Here is a 15,814-nt window from a genome sequence, read left to right as displayed (position 1 = left end):
TTGCCCGAAATCATTGGATTTCCTCCCGACCATTGCCCAAACTCGGGCCTCTTCAGCGGAGACACATCATGAGCATTGCAAATATTGACAACTTCATCGGCGGCCAGTTGGCGGCCGGCGCGTCCGGCCGTTTCCAGGACGTGACCAACCCCGCAACGGGCCGCGTCACCGGCAAGGTGACGCTGGCCGGCAGCGAGGAAGTAAATACTGCCGTGGCGGCGGCGCAAGCCGCCTTCCCGGCCTGGGCCGACACGCCGCCGGTGCGCCGTGCGCGAGTGATGTTCAAGTTCCTGGAGCTTCTCAACCAACGGCGCGACGAGTTGGCCCACCTCATCACGGCCGAGCACGGAAAGGTGTTCACCGACGCGCAGGGCGAAGTCACGCGCGGCATCGAGATCGTGGAATTCGCCTGCGGCATTCCGCAACTGCTCAAGGGCGACTACACCGAGCAGGTCTCCACGGGGATCGACAACTGGACGCTGCGCCAGCCGCTGGGCGTCGTGGCCGGCATCACGCCGTTCAACTTCCCGGTCATGGTGCCGCTGTGGATGTTCCCGGTTGCCATCGCCGCGGGCAACACGTTCGTGCTCAAGCCGAGCCCGACCGACCCCAGCGCCTCGCTGATGATGGCCGAGCTCTTGAAGAAGGCCGGCCTGCCCGATGGCGTGTTCAACGTGGTGCAGGGCGACAAGGCGGCGGTCGACGCGCTGCTCGAGCATCCCGACGTCAAGGCCGTCAGCTTCGTCGGCTCCACCCCCATCGCCAACTACATCTACGAAACCGGCGCGCGCCACGGCAAGCGCGTGCAGGCGCTCGGCGGCGCCAAGAACCACATGGTGGTGATGCCCGACGCCGACATCGACCAGACCGTCGACGCCCTGATCGGCTCGGGCTACGGTTCGGCCGGCGAGCGCTGCATGGCCATCAGCGTCGCGGTCCTGGTCGGCGACGTGGCCGACAAGGTGGTGCCCAAGCTGGTCGAGCGGGCCAAGGCCCTGAAGGTGCTCAACGGCACCAATCTCGCGGCCGAGATGGGCCCGATCGTCACGCGCGCGGCGCACGAGCGCATCAGCGGCTACATCGCACAGGGCGAGAAGGAAGGCGCGAAGCTGCTGGTGGACGGCCGCCAGTTCGACGGCAATGCCGCGGGCGAAGGCTGCGGCGACGGCTTCTGGATGGGCGGTACGCTGTTCGACCACGTCACGCCGCAAATGCGCATCTACAAGGAAGAGATCTTCGGCCCGGTGCTTTCCTGCGTGCGCGTGCACGACCTCAAGGAGGCGGTCGACCTGATCAACGCGCACGAGTTCGGCAACGGCGTCTCTTGCTTCACCCGCGACGGAAACGTGGCGCGTGAGTTCGGCCGCCGCATCCAGGTCGGAATGGTCGGCATCAACGTTCCGATCCCGGTGCCCATGGCGTGGCACGGCTTCGGCGGCTGGAAGCGCTCGCTGTTCGGGGACATGCACGCCTACGGCGAAGAGGGCGTGCGCTTCTACACCAAGCAGAAGTCGATCATGCAGCGCTGGCCGGAGTCGATCGAGAAGGGCGCCGAATTCGTCATGCCCACGAGCAAGTAGCCCTCCGGGCCATCCTCCCCTGGCGGGTCGGTCACGCCCGCCCAGGGGGAACAACAAGAAGAAACTGGAGACGCTTGTGAGTCAGGCTGAGTTCGACTACATCGTGATCGGAGCGGGCACGGCCGGCTCGCTGATGGCCAACCGGCTGTCGGCGGACGCCGGACGCCGTGTGCTGCTGATCGAGGCAGGGCGCCGGGACGACTACCACTGGATCCACATTCCGGTGGGCTATCTCTATTGCATCGGCAACCCGCGCACCGACTGGCTCTACAACACCGAGCCCGACACAGGGCTGAACGGGCGCAGCCTGCGCTACCCGCGCGGCAAGACGCTCGGCGGGTGCTCCAGCATCAACGGCATGATCTACATGCGCGGGCAGTCGCGCGACTACGACCATTGGGCGCAGGTCACCGGCGACGAGGCCTGGCGCTGGGAAAACGTGCTGCCGGCCTTTCGGCGGCACGAGGATCACTACCGCGGCGCGACGGAAAGCGCCGATCCGGCGTTCTCGCAGTTCCACGGCGTCGGTGGCGAGTGGCGCGTCGAGAAGCAGCGGCTGCGCTGGGACATCCTAGACGCGTTCGCACAGGCGGCGGTGCAGGCCGGGGTGCCGGCCAGCGACGACTTCAACCGCGGCAACAACGAAGGCGTGGGCTACTTCGAGGTCAACCAGAAGAGCGGCTGGCGCTGGAACACGGCCAAGGCGTTCCTGCGGCCGACCTGCTACGGACGCCCCAACTTCGAGCTGTGGACCGGCGCCCAGGTCTCGCGCCTGCTGACCGAGCCGGCAGGCGACGCGGGCCTGCGCTGCTCCGGCGTCGAGGTCTGGGACGGCCAGCAGATGGTTCAGGCCCACGCGGCCTGCGAAGTGGTGCTGTGCGCCGGCAGCATCGGCTCGCCCCAGATCCTCCAGTTGTCGGGCATCGGACCCGGGGCGCTCCTCCAGTCGCTGGGTATCGAGGTCCAGGCCGACCTGCCGGGCGTGGGCGAGAACCTGCAGGACCACCTGCAGATCCGCAGCGTGTTCCGCGTGCAGGGCGCGCAGACGCTCAACGTGCTGGCCAGCTCCTGGTTGGGCAAGGCCAGGATCGGGCTCGAATATGCACTCTCGCGCAGCGGCCCGATGAGCATGGCCCCGTCGCAACTGGGCGCCTTCACCCGCAGCTCGCCCGAGCACGCCTGGCCAAACCTGGAATACCACGTGCAGCCGCTGTCGCTCGAGGCCTTCGGCGAGCCGCTGCACCGCGAGAGCGCCTTCACCGCCAGCGTGTGCAACCTCAACCCGACCAGCCGCGGCACGGTGCGCATCCGCAGCGCCCGATTTGCCGACGCTCCTGCGATCTCACCCAACTACCTGAGCACGCCGGAAGACCGCAAGGTCGCGGCCGATTCGCTGCGGGTGACGCGTCGGATCGTCGCCCAGCCAGCGCTGGCGGCCTACCAGCCGCAGGAATGGAAACCCGGGGTGCAATACCAGAGCGACGAGGACCTGGCCCGCCTGGCCGGCGACATCGCCACCACCATCTTCCATCCGGTCGGCACCACGCGCATGGGCAGCGACGGCGATCCGATGGCGGTGCTCGATTCGCGACTGCGTGTGCGCGACGGGCGCGGCGGGCGCATCGCCGGGCTGCGCGTCGTGGATGCGGGCGCCATGCCCACCATCACCAGCGGCAACACCAACAGTCCCACCCTCATGATGGCCGAGATGGCCGCTGCCTGGGTCCGCGAAGCGGCCGGACCGGGTTAATCCCGATGCACTTGTGCGGTGCGTCCTACACAATTAGTGCCACTCGCAAACGGGCCTTGCCCCGCGGCGCGGGGGCCGAGGAGACAAATTCGGTATCCGATCCAAGAACACGAAGAAGGCACCAAAAAAACAAAGTGCCACAGCTATTTTCTCAGGCGCCGCTGGTCGGCGCCTTTTCTTTTGGCGCTGCCAGAATCGCGTCGCTCCAGCTTTCGCGCCCCGTGACCGCTGCACGGCGCCCTCGCCGTGCACGCACCATCAGGGTGCGGGTGCGGGCACGATCGGCGGCGGCGGCCAGGCCATCTCGCTGGCTACCCTCGGCTTGCCGATGGGCGCCGTGGCCTTGCCCTGGCGGATGGCCAGGAGATCGGCCTCGCTCGGGTACTGGTCGAGCAGCCAGTAGTCGAATATCCGCCGTGCGATCGGCGCCGCCGCGCCGGCACCCCAGCCTGCGTTCTCGACGATCACCGCGACCGCGATCTTCGGATCCTGCGCCGGCGCGAAGGCCATGAACAGCGCGTGGTCGCGCTGGTGCTCCTCCAACGCCTTGGCGTTGTACTTGGTGTTGCGCGCCATGCCGACCGCCTGCGCCGTGCCGGTCTTGCCGGCCGCCTGGTAGCCTGCGCCGGCGAACACGCCGCGCGCGGTGCCGCCGGTGACGACGCTGACCAGCCCTTCGCGGACCACCGCCACATTGGCCGGCTTGAACCCCAGGTTGATCGCAGGCGGCTGCTCCACCTCGCGCAGTTCGCCGGACACCGAATCGCGCAGGCTCTTGACCAGGTGCGGCCGGTGCTTGATGCCGCCGGCCGCCACGATGGCGGTCGCCTGCGCCAGCTGCAACATGGTGAACGAGTTGTAGCCCTGGCCGATGCCCAGCGAAATGGTCTCGCCCGCATACCATTGCTGCTGCTGCGGCCGCTTGTAGGCCTTGCGCTTCCACTCGGTCGAGGGCAGCACGCCGCGCACCTCGCCGCCGAGGTCGATGCCGGTGATCTGGCCGAAACCCAGCGGCTTCATGAAGTCGTGGATCATGTCCACGCCCATCTCGTTGGCCAGCGAGTAGTAGTAGATGTTGCTCGACACCTGGATCGAGCGGCGCATGTCGACGTTGCCCAGGTATCCCTCGGGGCTGCCGAAGCGACGGCCGCCGAAATTGAAGTAGCCCGGGTCCAGCACCTGCACGTTCGGTCCGCGCTTGCCCGTCTGCAACGCGGCCAGCGCCATGAACGGCTTGTAGGTCGAGCCGGGCGGATAGGTGCCGCGCAACGCCCGGTTGAGCAAGGGCTTGTCGATCGACTCGTTGAGTTCCTTCCAGCTCTCGGAGTCGATGCCTTCGACGAACAGGTTCGGGTCGAACGTGGGCTTGCTCACCAGCGCCAGCACCTCGCCGGTGCGTGGGTCGAGCGCCACCAGCGCGCCGCGGCGGTCGCCGTACATGTCCTCGACGAGCTTCTGCAGCTTGATGTCCAGGCTCAGCTTGACCGTGTCGCCCGGCGTGGCGGGATGGCTACCCAGGCGCCGCACGGCGCGGCCGCCGGCGGAGGTCTCCATCTGCTCGACGCCGGTCTGGCCATGCAGTTGCTGCTCGTAGCTCTGCTCGATGCCCAGCTTGCCGATGTACTCGGTGCCCTTGTAGTTGGCCAGTTCCTCGTCCGGCCATTCCTCCATGGCCTCCTTCTCGGACTGGTTGATGCGGCCGATGTAGCCCAGCACGTGGCTGCCGGTTTCGCCATTCGGGTAGCTGCGGAACAGCCGCGCGTTGACCTCGACGCCGGGGAATCTGTAGCGCTGCGCGGCAAAGCGCGCCACCTCCTCGTCGCTCAGTCGGGTGCGCACCGGCACCGAGTCGAAGCTGCGCGAATCCTGGCGCAGGCGCTTGAAGCGCCGCCGGTCGCGCGGCGTGATCTCGATGATCTCCGACAGCTGGTCCAGCACCTCCTCGATATTGCCGGCCTTGGACGGCGTGATCTCGAGCGTGTAGGCCGCATAGTTCGAAGCCAGGACGATGCCGTTGCGGTCGAGGATGAGCCCGCGGTTCGGAACCACCGGCACCACGGCCGTGCGGTTGTTCTCGGCGCGGTCGGCGAGCTCCTCGTGCCGAAGTACCTGCAGGTAGTACAGCCGCGCCGCGACCAGGCCGAATCCGAGCAGCACCACCAGAACGGTGACGACCACGCGGCGCCGGAAGCGGGCGACGTCGCCGGCGACATTGCGGATTTCCGTCATGCGGATTCAGAGCCTGGCGGCGCGCCGGAGTTCATCACAGCGGCCGGTTGGCATCCGGCTCCGGCGCGCGCCGCTGCGGCGCCAGCAGCAGCATGCTGGCCACTGGCCAGAGCGCGGCCTCGATGATCGGCGCCAGCAGCACGCCCCAGCCGGGGAAGATGCCGCCGCCGATCATGCGCACGCCCAGCGCGAGCACGTGCGCGAGGGCAAACAGCGGCAGCACCTGGAGCGACTGCGAGAACAGCGGATACCACAGCAGCCGCCGATGCATCATGATCGCCAGGAAGGCCAGCGCCGAGTACACCAGCGCATGCTGGCCCAGCATGGCCGACTGCTGGACATCCATCAGCAGGCCGAACACGAAGGCCGTGCCCACCCCGATGCGCGCCGGCTGGTGGACGCTCCAGAAGACGATCACCAGCGCGAGCAGATCCGGCCGCCACGGCAGGCGTCCGAGCGGCAGCATGTTGATCAGGAAGGCCACCAGCAGGCTGCCCCACAGGAAGACCGGATTGAGCGGCAGCAGCAGTTGCTGCTGCCCGGGTCGCATGATCATGGCGTGCGTCCCTCCGCGGTGCGGTTCTGCGATTGCGCCGGCCTGGCGGGCGGCTTCGGCGGCGCGGGCCTCGTGGCCGTGCTCCGCTCGGGCGCGGCCTTCTCGGCTGCTTTCTCGGCGGCTTTCTCGGCGGGCTTGTCTACAGCCTTCTCGCCGCCCTTTTCGGCGCCCTTCTCGGCAGGCTTCGCGCCGGCGCCCTCGGCGGGCCTGGCGGCCGGCTTGCCCTTGGCGTCGGCCTTGCCCTTGCCGTCGGACTTGTCCCGCGCGTCGGCCTTGGCCGGCGCTTCGCCTGGAACGCCGGCAGCCGCCGCCTCGGCCGGGGTTGCCACGCCCGGTGGCGCTCCCACCGGCTGGACCACCAGCACGTAGCGCACGCCCGTCACGTCGGCCAGCGGCACGCAATGGACGCGGGCGAACGGCGAGTCGGCGCGCCGCTCGATGCGGTCCACGCGCGCGACCGGCAGGCCGGCCGGATACACGCCGTCCACGCCGCTGGTGGCCAGCAGGTCGCCTTCGCGCAGGTCGGCGTCGGCAGACATGAAGCGCAGCTCGAGGCCGCCTCCATGCGCGTTGGCGTCGCCGAAAGCCACGCTGCGCGCGCCGGTGCGCGCCACCTGCACGGGGATGGCCTGGTCGCGATCGACCACCAGCGTCACCTCGCTGGTCAGCGCCTGCACCAGCGTGACCTGCCCCAGCACGCCGTCGGCGTCGATCACCGGCGAACCGGGCAGCACGCCATGGCTGCGGCCCTGGTCGATGACGATCTTGCGCGAGTACGGATCGGCCGCGTCGAACAGCACCTCGGCGGCCTGGGTAGCGACGCGCGTGGTCTGGCGCAGCTCCAGCAGCTGGCGCAGCCGCGCGTTGTCCTGGGACAGGGCCTCGGTCTGGTTGGCCCGCTCGGCCAGCCGCGCCATGGCCTGGCGCGCCTGCGCCTCGGCGCGCTGCGCCTCGCGCAGGTCATCGAAATAGCGGCCGCCGCCCAGCACCAGCTGGACGGGCTTGAGCGCCAGCCACTGGGCCGGGTAGAGCACGGTGCCGATCGCCTTGCGGATCGGCTGGACCAGGTGGAAGCGCCCGTCGGCCACCATCAGGAAAAGCGCCAGCGCGCTGAAGAAGATCAGCTTGGACAGCGCCGACGGCCCCTGGTGGAACAGGGGCGGCGCAGTACGGTCGAGAGTGCCGAGCGGCATGCGTGTTTATGCCACGAGCCGCGCTTCAGTTGCATATCCGGCATCCGCCGGCCACCCATTCGGGAAGTGCCGCGGAACCGGCTTCGCCGGGCCGCAGGCGCTGCCCCCGGAAGGGGGTTGGCGAAGCGACACGCAGTGCGCGCAGCCTGGGGTCGAGACTATTCACTCGTGAAGATGCTGCCCAGCCGGTCCATGCGCTCGAGCGCGATGCCGCAGCCGCGCACCACGCAGCTGAGCGGGTCCTCGGCCACCAGCACAGGCAGGCCGGTTTCCTCGGCCAGCAGCCGGTCCAGGTCGCGCAGCAGCGCGCCGCCGCCGGTCAGCATCATGCCGCGCTCGGCGATGTCGGCGCCCAGTTCGGGCGGCGTCTGCTCGAGGGCGTTCTTGACCGACGAGACGATGTTGTTCAGCGGCTCGGTCAGCGCCTCGAGCACCTCGTTGGAGCTGATGGTGAAGCTGCGCGGCACGCCTTCGGACAGGTTGCGGCCCTTGACTTCCATTTCCTTGACTTCGGAGCCCGGGAAGGCCGAGCCGATGGTCTTCTTGATGACCTCGGCGGTGGGCTCGCCGATGAGCATGCCGTAGTTGCGGCGGATGTAGTTGATGATGGCCTCGTCGAAGCGGTCGCCGCCGACGCGGACGCTGCCCTTGTAGACCATGCCGCCGAGCGAGATGACGCCCACCTCGGTGGTGCCGCCGCCAATGTCCACCACCATCGAGCCGCTGGCTTCCGATACCGGCAGGCCGGCGCCCAGGGCGGCGGCCATCGGCTCCTCGATCAGGTAGACGGAGGTGGCGCCTGCGGCCTCGGCCGCATCCTTGATGGCACGGCGCTCGACCTGCGTCGAGCCGCACGGCACGCAGATGATGATGCGCGGGCTCGGCGTGAGCAGCGTGCGCGGGTGCACCATCTTGATGAACTGCTTGATCATCTGCTCGGTGATGACGAAGTCGGCGATCACGCCGTCCTTCATCGGGCGGATTGCCTCGATGTTGCCGGGCACCTTGCCCAGCATGGCCTTGGCCTCGGCGCCGACGGCCTGGATCACCTTCTTGCCGTGCGGGCCGCCTTCGTGGCGGATGGCCACGACCGAGGGCTCGTCGAGCACGATGCCCTTGTTGCGGGCAAAGATGAGGGTGTTGGCGGTTCCGAGGTCAATGGCCAGGTCGGTGGAAAAGTACCGACGGAATGCTCCGAACATGTGCAGGGTCCTTGAGGGCACGCATGCGCTTCGGCATGTCGTCGCCCTGTTCTTGTCTTGAAGGGGTGAAATGGGTTGCTTGCGCCATTTGCCGGCGCGCGCGTGGGGTGCGCGGCAAAGGCGGGATAATACCCGAATCCCCCCTGAATACAGCGCCGCCGAAGCCTCCGTGCGGCGTGTTTGAGGCCGGTTTCCGGTCGGAATTTCACCGATGTCCCTGTCTTCTTCCGATATCGCGCGCATCGCCTCGCTCGCCCGGCTCGACCTTGGCGTCGAAGAAAGCGAGCGCATGCTCACGCAGATCAACGGCTTCTTCGACCTGGTCGAGCGCATGCGCTCGGTCGACACCACCGGCGTGGCGCCGCTGGCCCACCCGGTGGCGGCGATCGAGGACGTCACCCTGCGCCTGATGGACGACGTGGTCAGCGAGCCCGACAACCGGGCCGCCAACCAGAAGAACGCCCCGGCGGTCGAAGCCGGCCTGTTCCTCGTGCCGAAGGTGATCGAATGAGCGCCGCCAAGGATCTGCACCACCTGGGCGTTGCCGGACTGTCGCGCGCGCTGGCCGCCCGCGAGGTGTCCGCCACCGAGGCCGCGCAGCACTTCCTGGCCCGCGCGCGCGATCGCCAGGCGCTGGGCGCCTTCCTGGCGATCGACGAGTCGGTCACGCTGGCCCAGGCGCGCACGGCCGACGCGCGCATCGCCGCCGGCGGCGCTCCGGCCCTGGCTGGCGTGCCGGTGGCGCACAAGGACATCTTCGTCACCACCGACTTCCCCACCACGGCGGGATCGCGCATGCTGGCGGGCTACCGCTCGCCCTTCGACGCGACCGTGGTGCGCAAGCTCGCCGAGGCCGGCGCGGTCACGCTGGGCAAGCTCAGCTGCGACGAATTCGCCATGGGCTCGGCCAACGAGAACGTGGCCGTGCCCGCCGTCGGCGCGCAGCAGGCCACCCCGGTGCGCAACCCCTGGGACACCGGCCGCGTGCCGGGCGGCTCGTCCGGCGGCAGCGCGGTCGCGGTGGCGGCCGGCCTGGCGCCGGCGGCGACCGGCACCGACACCGGCGGCTCGATCCGCCAGCCGGCCTCCTTCTGCGGCGTCACCGGCATCAAGCCGACCTACGGCCGGGCCTCGCGCTACGGCATGGTGGCTTTCGCCTCCAGCCTGGACCAGGCCGGGCCGATGGCGCGCTCGGCCGAGGACTGCGCCCTGCTGCTCGGCGCCCTGTGCGGGCCCGACCCGCAACGCGACGCCACCTCGCTGGACCGGCCGGCCGAGGACTACACCCGCCACCTGGGCGATTCGCTGCAGGGCCTGCGCATCGGCGTGCCGCGGGAATTCGTCGGCGAAGGCGTGGCGCCGGGCGTGCGCGCGGCGATCGAGGCGGCGCTGGCCGAATACGAGAAGCTGGGCGCCCGCCGCGTCGAGGTGTCGCTGCCGCGCACCGAACTGTCGATCCCGGTCTACTACATCCTGGCCGCCGCCGAGGCATCGAGCAACCTGAGCCGCTTCGACGGCGTCAAGTTCGGCTATCGGGCCCCCGAATACCGCGATCTGGCCGACATGTACCGCAAGACGCGCGAGCAGGGCTTCGGCGACGAGGTCAAGCGCCGCATCATGATCGGCACCTACGTGCTGTCGCACGGCTACTACGACGCCTACTACCTGCAGGCGCAGAAGGTGCGCCGCATGATCGCCGACGACTTCCAGCAGGCCTTCCGGGACTGCGACGTCATCGCCGGCCCGGCCGCCCCCACGGTGGCCTGGAAGCTCGGCGAACACGGCGACGACCCGGTGGCCGACTACCTGGCCGACATCTTCACCCTGCCCGCCTCGCTGGCCGGGCTGCCCGGCATGAGCGTGCCGGCCGGCTTCGACGGCGCGATGCCGGTGGGCCTGCAGCTGATCGGCAACTACTTCGGCGAGGCGCGCCTGCTCAATGCGGCGCACCAGTTCCAGCAGGCCACCGACTGGCACCTGCGCACGCCCCCCGGCTTCTGAGCGAACAGACACCATGAGCGAGATCGCCAACCCCTTCGAGCAACAGCAGCAGGGCCGTCCGACCGGCCCGCTGGTGCAGGGCTACGAGGTCATCATCGGCTTCGAGACCCACGCGCAGCTGTCCACTGCCAGCAAGATCTTCAGCCGCGCCAGCACTGCCTTCGGCGCCGAACCGAACACGCAGGCCTGCGCGGTCGACCTGGCCCTGCCCGGAACCCTGCCGGTGATGAACAAGGGCGCGGTCGAACGCGCCATCCGGCTTGGCCTGGCGCTGGGCAGCACCATCGCCGAACGCTCGGTGTTCGCGCGCAAGAACTACTTCTATCCCGACCTGCCCAAGGGCTACCAGATCAGCCAGTACGAGATTCCGGTGGTGCAAGGCGGCGCAGTGTCGTTCTTCGTCGGCGACGAGCACAAGACGGTGCGCCTGGTGCGCGCCCACCTCGAGGAAGACGCCGGCAAGTCGCTGCACGAGGACTTCGTCGGCCAGTCCGGCATCGACCTGAACCGCGCCGGCACGCCGCTGCTCGAGATCGTCACCGAGCCGGACATGCGCTCGACCGCCGAGGCCGTGGCCTATGCCCGCGAGCTGCACAAGATCGTCACCTGGATCGGCATCTGCGACGGCAACATGCAGGAAGGCTCGTTCCGCTGCGACGCCAACGTGTCGGTGCGGCGGCCGGGCCAGCCCCTGGGCACGCGCCGCGAGATCAAGAACCTCAACAGCTTCCGCTTCATGCAGCAGGCGATCGACTACGAGATCCGCTGGCAGATCGAGCGGCTGGAAGACGGGCTCGCGATCGAACAGGCGACCGTGCTGTTCGACCCCGACACCGGCGAGACCCGCGCCATGCGCACCAAGGAAGACGCAGCCGACTACCGTTACTTTCCCGACCCCGACCTGCCGCCTCTGGCGATCGGCGCCGACTGGATCGAGCAGGTGCGCCTGGGCATGCCCGAGCTGCCGCGCGCCATGGCCGAGCGCTATCAGAGCGAACACGGCCTGCCGGCCTACGACGCCAGCCTGCTCACGCAGAGCCAGGCGCACGCGCGCTATTTCGAGGCCGCCGTTGCGGCCGGCGCCGCCCCCAAGCTGGCCAGCAACTGGATCAACGGCGAGATCGCGCGGCGGCTCAACGCCCAGGACGCCATCGGCATCGACGCCGCGCCCGTCGGCGCCACGCAACTGGCCCGGCTGATCACGCGCATTGCGGACGGCACGGTGTCGAACAACGCCGCGCGCCAGGTGTTCGAAGCCCTGTGGAGCGGCGACGGCAGCGACGTCGACGCCATCATCGAGGCCAAGGGCCTCAAGCAGATGAGCGATACCGGCGCGCTGGAGAAGATCGTCGACGACGTGCTGGCCAGCAACCAGAAGAACATCGACGAATACCGCGCCGGCAAGGAAAAGGCATTCAATGCCCTGGTCGGCCAGGTGATGAAGGCCAGTGCCGGCAAGGCCAACCCGGCCCAGGTCAACGCCTTGTTGAAGGCGAAGCTGGGCTGACCGACGCCGGCGTCGTGGCGCCCTTGAGCACGGAGGGCGGCCACAAGCGCATGAGCTGGGCCCGCTCCTCGTCGAAGCGCGCCGACACCCGGCGCTTTTCCTCGTTCTGATCGGCGATGAAGCGCAACTGCACCTTGGTGCTCTGCTCGATTCCCTCGGCCTGGCGCCGCAGCGAGTCGGGCGCGCGCGACAGGTCGCGGCCGTAGAACTCCAGCTCCTGGTCGACCTTGGTCCGCTCCTGCGCCAGCTCTTCGACCCGATTGCGCGCCGCCTGGATCACGACGTCGATCTGCGCCAGGGCCTCGGTGCGCTCGCGGTCGTGCGCCGCCGGCGTCGGGTAGCGGACCAGCAGCGCGCGCGCGCGGCGGCGTTCCTCGAGCGCGCGCTGGGCTTCCTGCATGGCCAGGCGCTCGCGTTCCTCCTGCTCGGCCTGCTCGCGCGCCGTGAGGGTCGGGCCGAGCACGCGGATCACGGTGCCGCCGGGACTGAGCACGCGCTGCTCGCGATCGGAGCAGGCAGCGATGGGGCGGTCGGCCGTGAGCGTGCGCCCCTGGGCGTCGACGCAGGTGAAGACCTCCCGGACCAGCGGCTGGCCGCCCTGGGCCGAGGCTGTCTGCGCGAGGAGCATCAGGCCGGCGGCCAGGGCGAGGTTGGAAAGAGTAGTCAGCCGCGCCACGTATGGAATTGGTTCTGTTGAGGGTATTGCACCCGGACTACCCCGCGCCGTAGCGCGCGCGGTAGTCCAGCACGGCCTGCCGGTGCTCCTGCAGGCCGTCGTCGGCGCGATTGCTCAGATAGTGAAGCAAGTCGTCGAGCGTGGCAATTGCGACAACCGCCATGCCCAGCTGGTTGCGCACGTACTGGACCGCGCTGTGGTCGACGTCGCGGCCGTTCTCGGTGGCCTTTTCCTGCCGGTCCAGCGCGATGACCACCGCATGCGGCTCGGCGCCCGCGGCACGGATCGCGGCGATGGACTCGCGCACGGCGGTGCCGGCGGACATCACGTCGTCGACGATGAGCACCCGGCCCTTCAGGGCGGCCCCGACCAGCGTGCCGCCTTCGCCGTGGTCCTTGGCTTCCTTGCGGTTGTACGAAAAAGGGACACTGCGCCCGCGCCGCGCCAGCTCGGCGGCCACCGTGGCGGCCAGCGGGATGCCCTTGTACGCCGGCCCGAAGATCATGTCGAACTCGACCGCGCTCTCGATCAGCCGGTCTGCATAGAATTGCGCCAGCCGCATCAGCTTGGCGCCGTCGTCGAACAGACCGGCGTTGAAGAAGTAGGGGCTCATGCGGCCGGCCTTGGTCTTGAACTGGCCGAAGCGAAGCACCCCCGAATCCAGCGCGAACTGCACAAAGTCCTGTGCGACTGCGCTTTGCCCATTTTGATTGCCACCAGCCGAAGCCATCGGGGACCTTTCCTTGTTCAAACTTACCAGCCTCAATCTCAATGGCCTGCGTTCCGCTGCGACCAAAGGCGTCGCCGACTGGGTGGCGGAACTCGCGCCGGATTGTATTTGCATGCAGGAAATCCGGGTCCAGGCCAGCGACATCGAGGGCCGCTTCGAGGAAATGGCCGGCCTCAAGGGCCATTTCCATTTCGCTCAGAAGAAAGGCTACGCCGGTACCGCCATCTACAGCCGCCATGAACCGAGCGGGGTCGTCATCGGCTGGGGCGACCAGGAATTCGACGCCGAGGGCCGCTACCTCGAACTGCGCTTCGACACGCCGACGCGCAAGTTCTCGGTGATCAGCTGCTATTTTCCCAGCGGATCGTCCGGCGAGGAGCGCCAGGCCGCCAAGTTCCGGTTCCTGGCGGGCTTCTTCCCCTACCTGCTGGCACTCAAGCGCGAGCGCGAGTTCGTGTTGTGCGGCGACATCAACATCGCCCACAAGGAAGCCGACCTGAAGAACTGGAAGGGAAACCTGAAGAACAGCGGCTTCCTGCCCGAGGAACGCGCCTGGATGACGCGCCTGCTCGACGCCGGTGCCGAGGGCGCGGGCCTGGTCGACGTCTACCGCCGGCTCAAGCCGGACACCACCGACGAGTGCTACACCTGGTGGAGCAACCGTGGCCAGGCGCGCGCGAAGAACGTGGGCTGGCGCCTCGACTATCACCTGGCCACGCCGGCCATCGCCGAGCTGGCACGCAGCGAGGAGATCTACCGGACGGTGCGCTTCTCCGACCACGCGCCGATCACGGTGGACTACGAGTTCACGCTCTGAGCCGCCCCGAGGCTTGAAGGTGCAGCCGGCGCCAGTGCCGCCGCCTCAGCCGCAGCAGCCCTGCGCCCCCTCCAGGTAGTACGGCCCGAGGTCCTGGGCCAGCGCGCGAAGCGTCTGCAGCCACTCGCCATGCCGCGGGTCGGCCGCCAGCGCGGCGCGTGCGCGCGCGACCAGTTCGGCGCGCAGCGCCGCCTCGTCGATGCCGGTGACGCGGCCCGCCTCGACAACGCTGCGCCCGCCCACCATCACGCGGGCGACGTGGCTGCCGTTCGCGCGGGCCAGCAGCAGGTCCATCGGGTCGACGTCGTCGAAAAGGGCGTCGTCGTCGAGCGCGTCCCAGTCGAGCAGCACCAGGTCGGCCGGCGCGCCGGCCTGCAGGCGGCCGGTCGCGATCGCCCCGGCGCCGCTCACGCTGCGCGGGCCGTTTCCGCCGGCGAACGCCCACAGCTGCTGGCGCGTCATGCGGGTGTCGAACCCCCAGCCGCGGTGCAGCATGTAGGCCACGCGCATCTCGCGCAACGCGTCGTCGTCTTCGTCGAATCCGGTGCCGTCCAGGCCCATCGCCACGCGGCAGCCCTGGCGGAGCATCTCCTGCACCGGGGCGATGCCGGACTTGAGGTAGAGGTTCGAACTGGTGTTGACGGCAATGGTCACGCCGCGTTCGGCCAGCAAGGCCAGTTCGTCGGGCCGCGCATGGGCGCAGTGGGCCAGCGTCAGGCGCGGGCTCAGCAGGCCGATGTCGTCCAGGAATCGCAGCATGCCCTGCGGATGATGCCGGTCGGCCCAGGCACGCTGGTAAGGCGTCTCGAGGCAATGCATGTGCACCGGCCGGCCGGTGTCGGCCGATGCGCGCGCAATGGCCTCGAGCAGCGGCGTGCTGCACCACTGCACCGCCGCGGGCCCGTACTGCGCGGTGACGTTCGCGTCGAAGCCGCCGTCCCGCAGCATCTGCGCGACCTCGTCGACCTGGTGGATCTGCTGCGCCGGGGCGGCCGACTTCGCCGCCAGGCGGCCGGCAACCGCGTCGCGGATGCCCGGGCGGAGGGCGCGCAGGACGGCTGCGTCGCCCTCGTAGCCGATGCCGTTGCGGTCCCGCATCACCACCGCGAAGCCGATGCGCACGCCCACGTCGCGCGCCGCGCGCGCCACGTGCCGCGCCTCTTCGACGTAGGGCATGCCGCCCTGCACGCGGGTGTAGTGCACCATCAGGTTGGCGACGCCGTGCCGGACCGATCGCGCGAAGGACGTGGCGGCGCACAGGTAAGGGTCCAGGCCCGGGACCACGCCGTTGAACGGCAGCCAGCTTTCCAGCGGCTTGTCGTAGGCCCCGAGCGTGGCGCTGCGGAAGGTGCGGCCATGGTCGTGCGCATTGGACAGCGCCGGCATGGCCAGAAGCCGCCGACCGGCGGCCGCGCTGCCGATCGGCGCGATGCCGGCAATGCGGCCGTCGGCGTCGATGCGGATGCGCATGTCCGCTTGCGGGGCCTGCGCGCCCGGGTCGGGCAGGAGCCAGGCGCAGTCGATTTCGCGGGGAGTGTCGTGGTGCATGGGATGACGGGCAAGCTTGGGATGG

At 69.2% G+C, this 15,814-nt stretch carries 12 protein-coding genes and 1 pseudogene; 6 read left to right on the top strand and 7 right to left on the bottom strand.

The features are described 5' to 3' along the window. Positions 1-68 precede the first annotated feature (68 nt). Both VES41_RS18020 and VES41_RS18015 read left to right on the top strand, forming a co-directional pair. Complete coding sequence (locus VES41_RS18020; protein ID WP_324819857.1) at positions 69-1,580, top strand: CoA-acylating methylmalonate-semialdehyde dehydrogenase; 1,512 nt, start codon at positions 69-71, stop codon at positions 1,578-1,580. A gap of 76 nt (positions 1,581-1,656) precedes the next feature. Further along, positions 1,657-3,330: a GMC family oxidoreductase gene (locus tag VES41_RS18015; protein ID WP_324819855.1), complete on the top strand. Its 1,674-nt coding sequence runs from the start codon at positions 1,657-1,659 to the stop codon at positions 3,328-3,330. A 258-nt stretch (positions 3,331-3,588) separates the two neighbouring features. On the opposite strand, the gene mrdA is transcribed toward VES41_RS18015, so the two are convergent. From mrdA to VES41_RS17995, 4 genes and pseudogenes are all read right to left on the bottom strand, one after another. Further along, positions 3,589-5,559: a penicillin-binding protein 2 gene (gene mrdA, locus VES41_RS18010; RefSeq protein ID WP_324819853.1), complete on the bottom strand. Its 1,971-nt coding sequence runs from the start codon at positions 5,557-5,559 to the stop codon at positions 3,589-3,591. 34 nt (positions 5,560-5,593) lie between these two features. Continuing rightward, positions 5,594-6,115 carry a rod shape-determining protein MreD gene (gene mreD, locus VES41_RS18005; RefSeq protein ID WP_324819851.1) on the bottom strand — a complete coding sequence of 174 codons (522 nt, stop codon included), beginning with the start codon at positions 6,113-6,115 and terminating at the stop codon, positions 5,594-5,596. A 224-nt stretch (positions 6,116-6,339) separates the two neighbouring features. Next, positions 6,340-7,308: pseudogene (gene mreC, locus VES41_RS18000) on the bottom strand (rod shape-determining protein MreC); the annotation flags it as partial. A 158-nt stretch (positions 7,309-7,466) separates the two neighbouring features. Continuing rightward, entirely contained in the window at positions 7,467-8,510 is a 1,044-nt protein-coding gene (locus VES41_RS17995; RefSeq protein ID WP_324819849.1) for a rod shape-determining protein, read from the bottom strand. 211 nt (positions 8,511-8,721) lie between these two features. On the opposite strand from VES41_RS17995, the gene gatC reads away from it, so the two are divergent. From gatC to gatB, 3 genes are read left to right on the top strand one after another with little or no spacing between them, the layout of a single operon-like run. After that, positions 8,722-9,021 (top strand): Asp-tRNA(Asn)/Glu-tRNA(Gln) amidotransferase subunit GatC, encoded by a 300-nt coding sequence (gatC, locus tag VES41_RS17990; protein ID WP_324819847.1) that lies wholly within the window; start codon positions 8,722-8,724, stop codon positions 9,019-9,021. After that, positions 9,018-10,511, top strand: coding sequence for an Asp-tRNA(Asn)/Glu-tRNA(Gln) amidotransferase subunit GatA (gatA, locus tag VES41_RS17985; RefSeq protein WP_324819845.1), 1,494 nt, complete (start codon positions 9,018-9,020; stop codon positions 10,509-10,511). Before gatC ends, gatA begins: the two co-directional genes overlap by 4 nt. Before the next feature lie 13 nt (positions 10,512-10,524). Next, positions 10,525-12,018: an Asp-tRNA(Asn)/Glu-tRNA(Gln) amidotransferase subunit GatB gene (gene gatB / locus VES41_RS17980; protein ID WP_324819843.1), complete on the top strand. Its 1,494-nt coding sequence runs from the start codon at positions 10,525-10,527 to the stop codon at positions 12,016-12,018. Here gatB and VES41_RS17975 read toward each other — a convergent pair. Both VES41_RS17975 and pyrE read right to left on the bottom strand, forming a co-directional pair. After that, entirely contained in the window at positions 11,987-12,694 is a 708-nt protein-coding gene (locus VES41_RS17975) for a DUF4124 domain-containing protein (RefSeq protein ID WP_324819841.1), read from the bottom strand. The genes gatB and VES41_RS17975 overlap by 32 nt on opposite strands. 37 nt (positions 12,695-12,731) lie before the next feature. Beyond that, positions 12,732-13,424 carry an orotate phosphoribosyltransferase gene (pyrE, locus tag VES41_RS17970; protein WP_324819839.1) on the bottom strand — a complete coding sequence of 231 codons (693 nt, stop codon included), beginning with the start codon at positions 13,422-13,424 and terminating at the stop codon, positions 12,732-12,734. 13 nt (positions 13,425-13,437) lie between these two features. On the opposite strand from pyrE, the gene VES41_RS17965 reads away from it, so the two are divergent. Beyond that, positions 13,438-14,241, top strand: a complete 804-nt coding sequence (locus VES41_RS17965; protein ID WP_324819837.1) for an exodeoxyribonuclease III — start codon at positions 13,438-13,440, stop codon at positions 14,239-14,241. Between the two features lie 45 nt (positions 14,242-14,286). Here the strand turns inward: VES41_RS17965 and VES41_RS17960 are convergent, their stop codons facing one another. Beyond that, on the bottom strand, positions 14,287-15,789 hold the full coding sequence (locus VES41_RS17960) for an amidohydrolase family protein (RefSeq protein WP_324819835.1): 1,503 nt from the start codon (positions 15,787-15,789) through the stop codon (positions 14,287-14,289). Positions 15,790-15,814: the final 25 nt, after the last annotated feature.

This window comes from Variovorax sp., assembly GCF_035634955.1.
Taxonomy (GTDB): domain Bacteria; phylum Pseudomonadota; class Gammaproteobacteria; order Burkholderiales; family Burkholderiaceae_C; genus Variovorax.
Note: the sequence above shows the minus strand (reverse complement) of the source record. Positions and strands in the feature narration are given on the sequence as shown.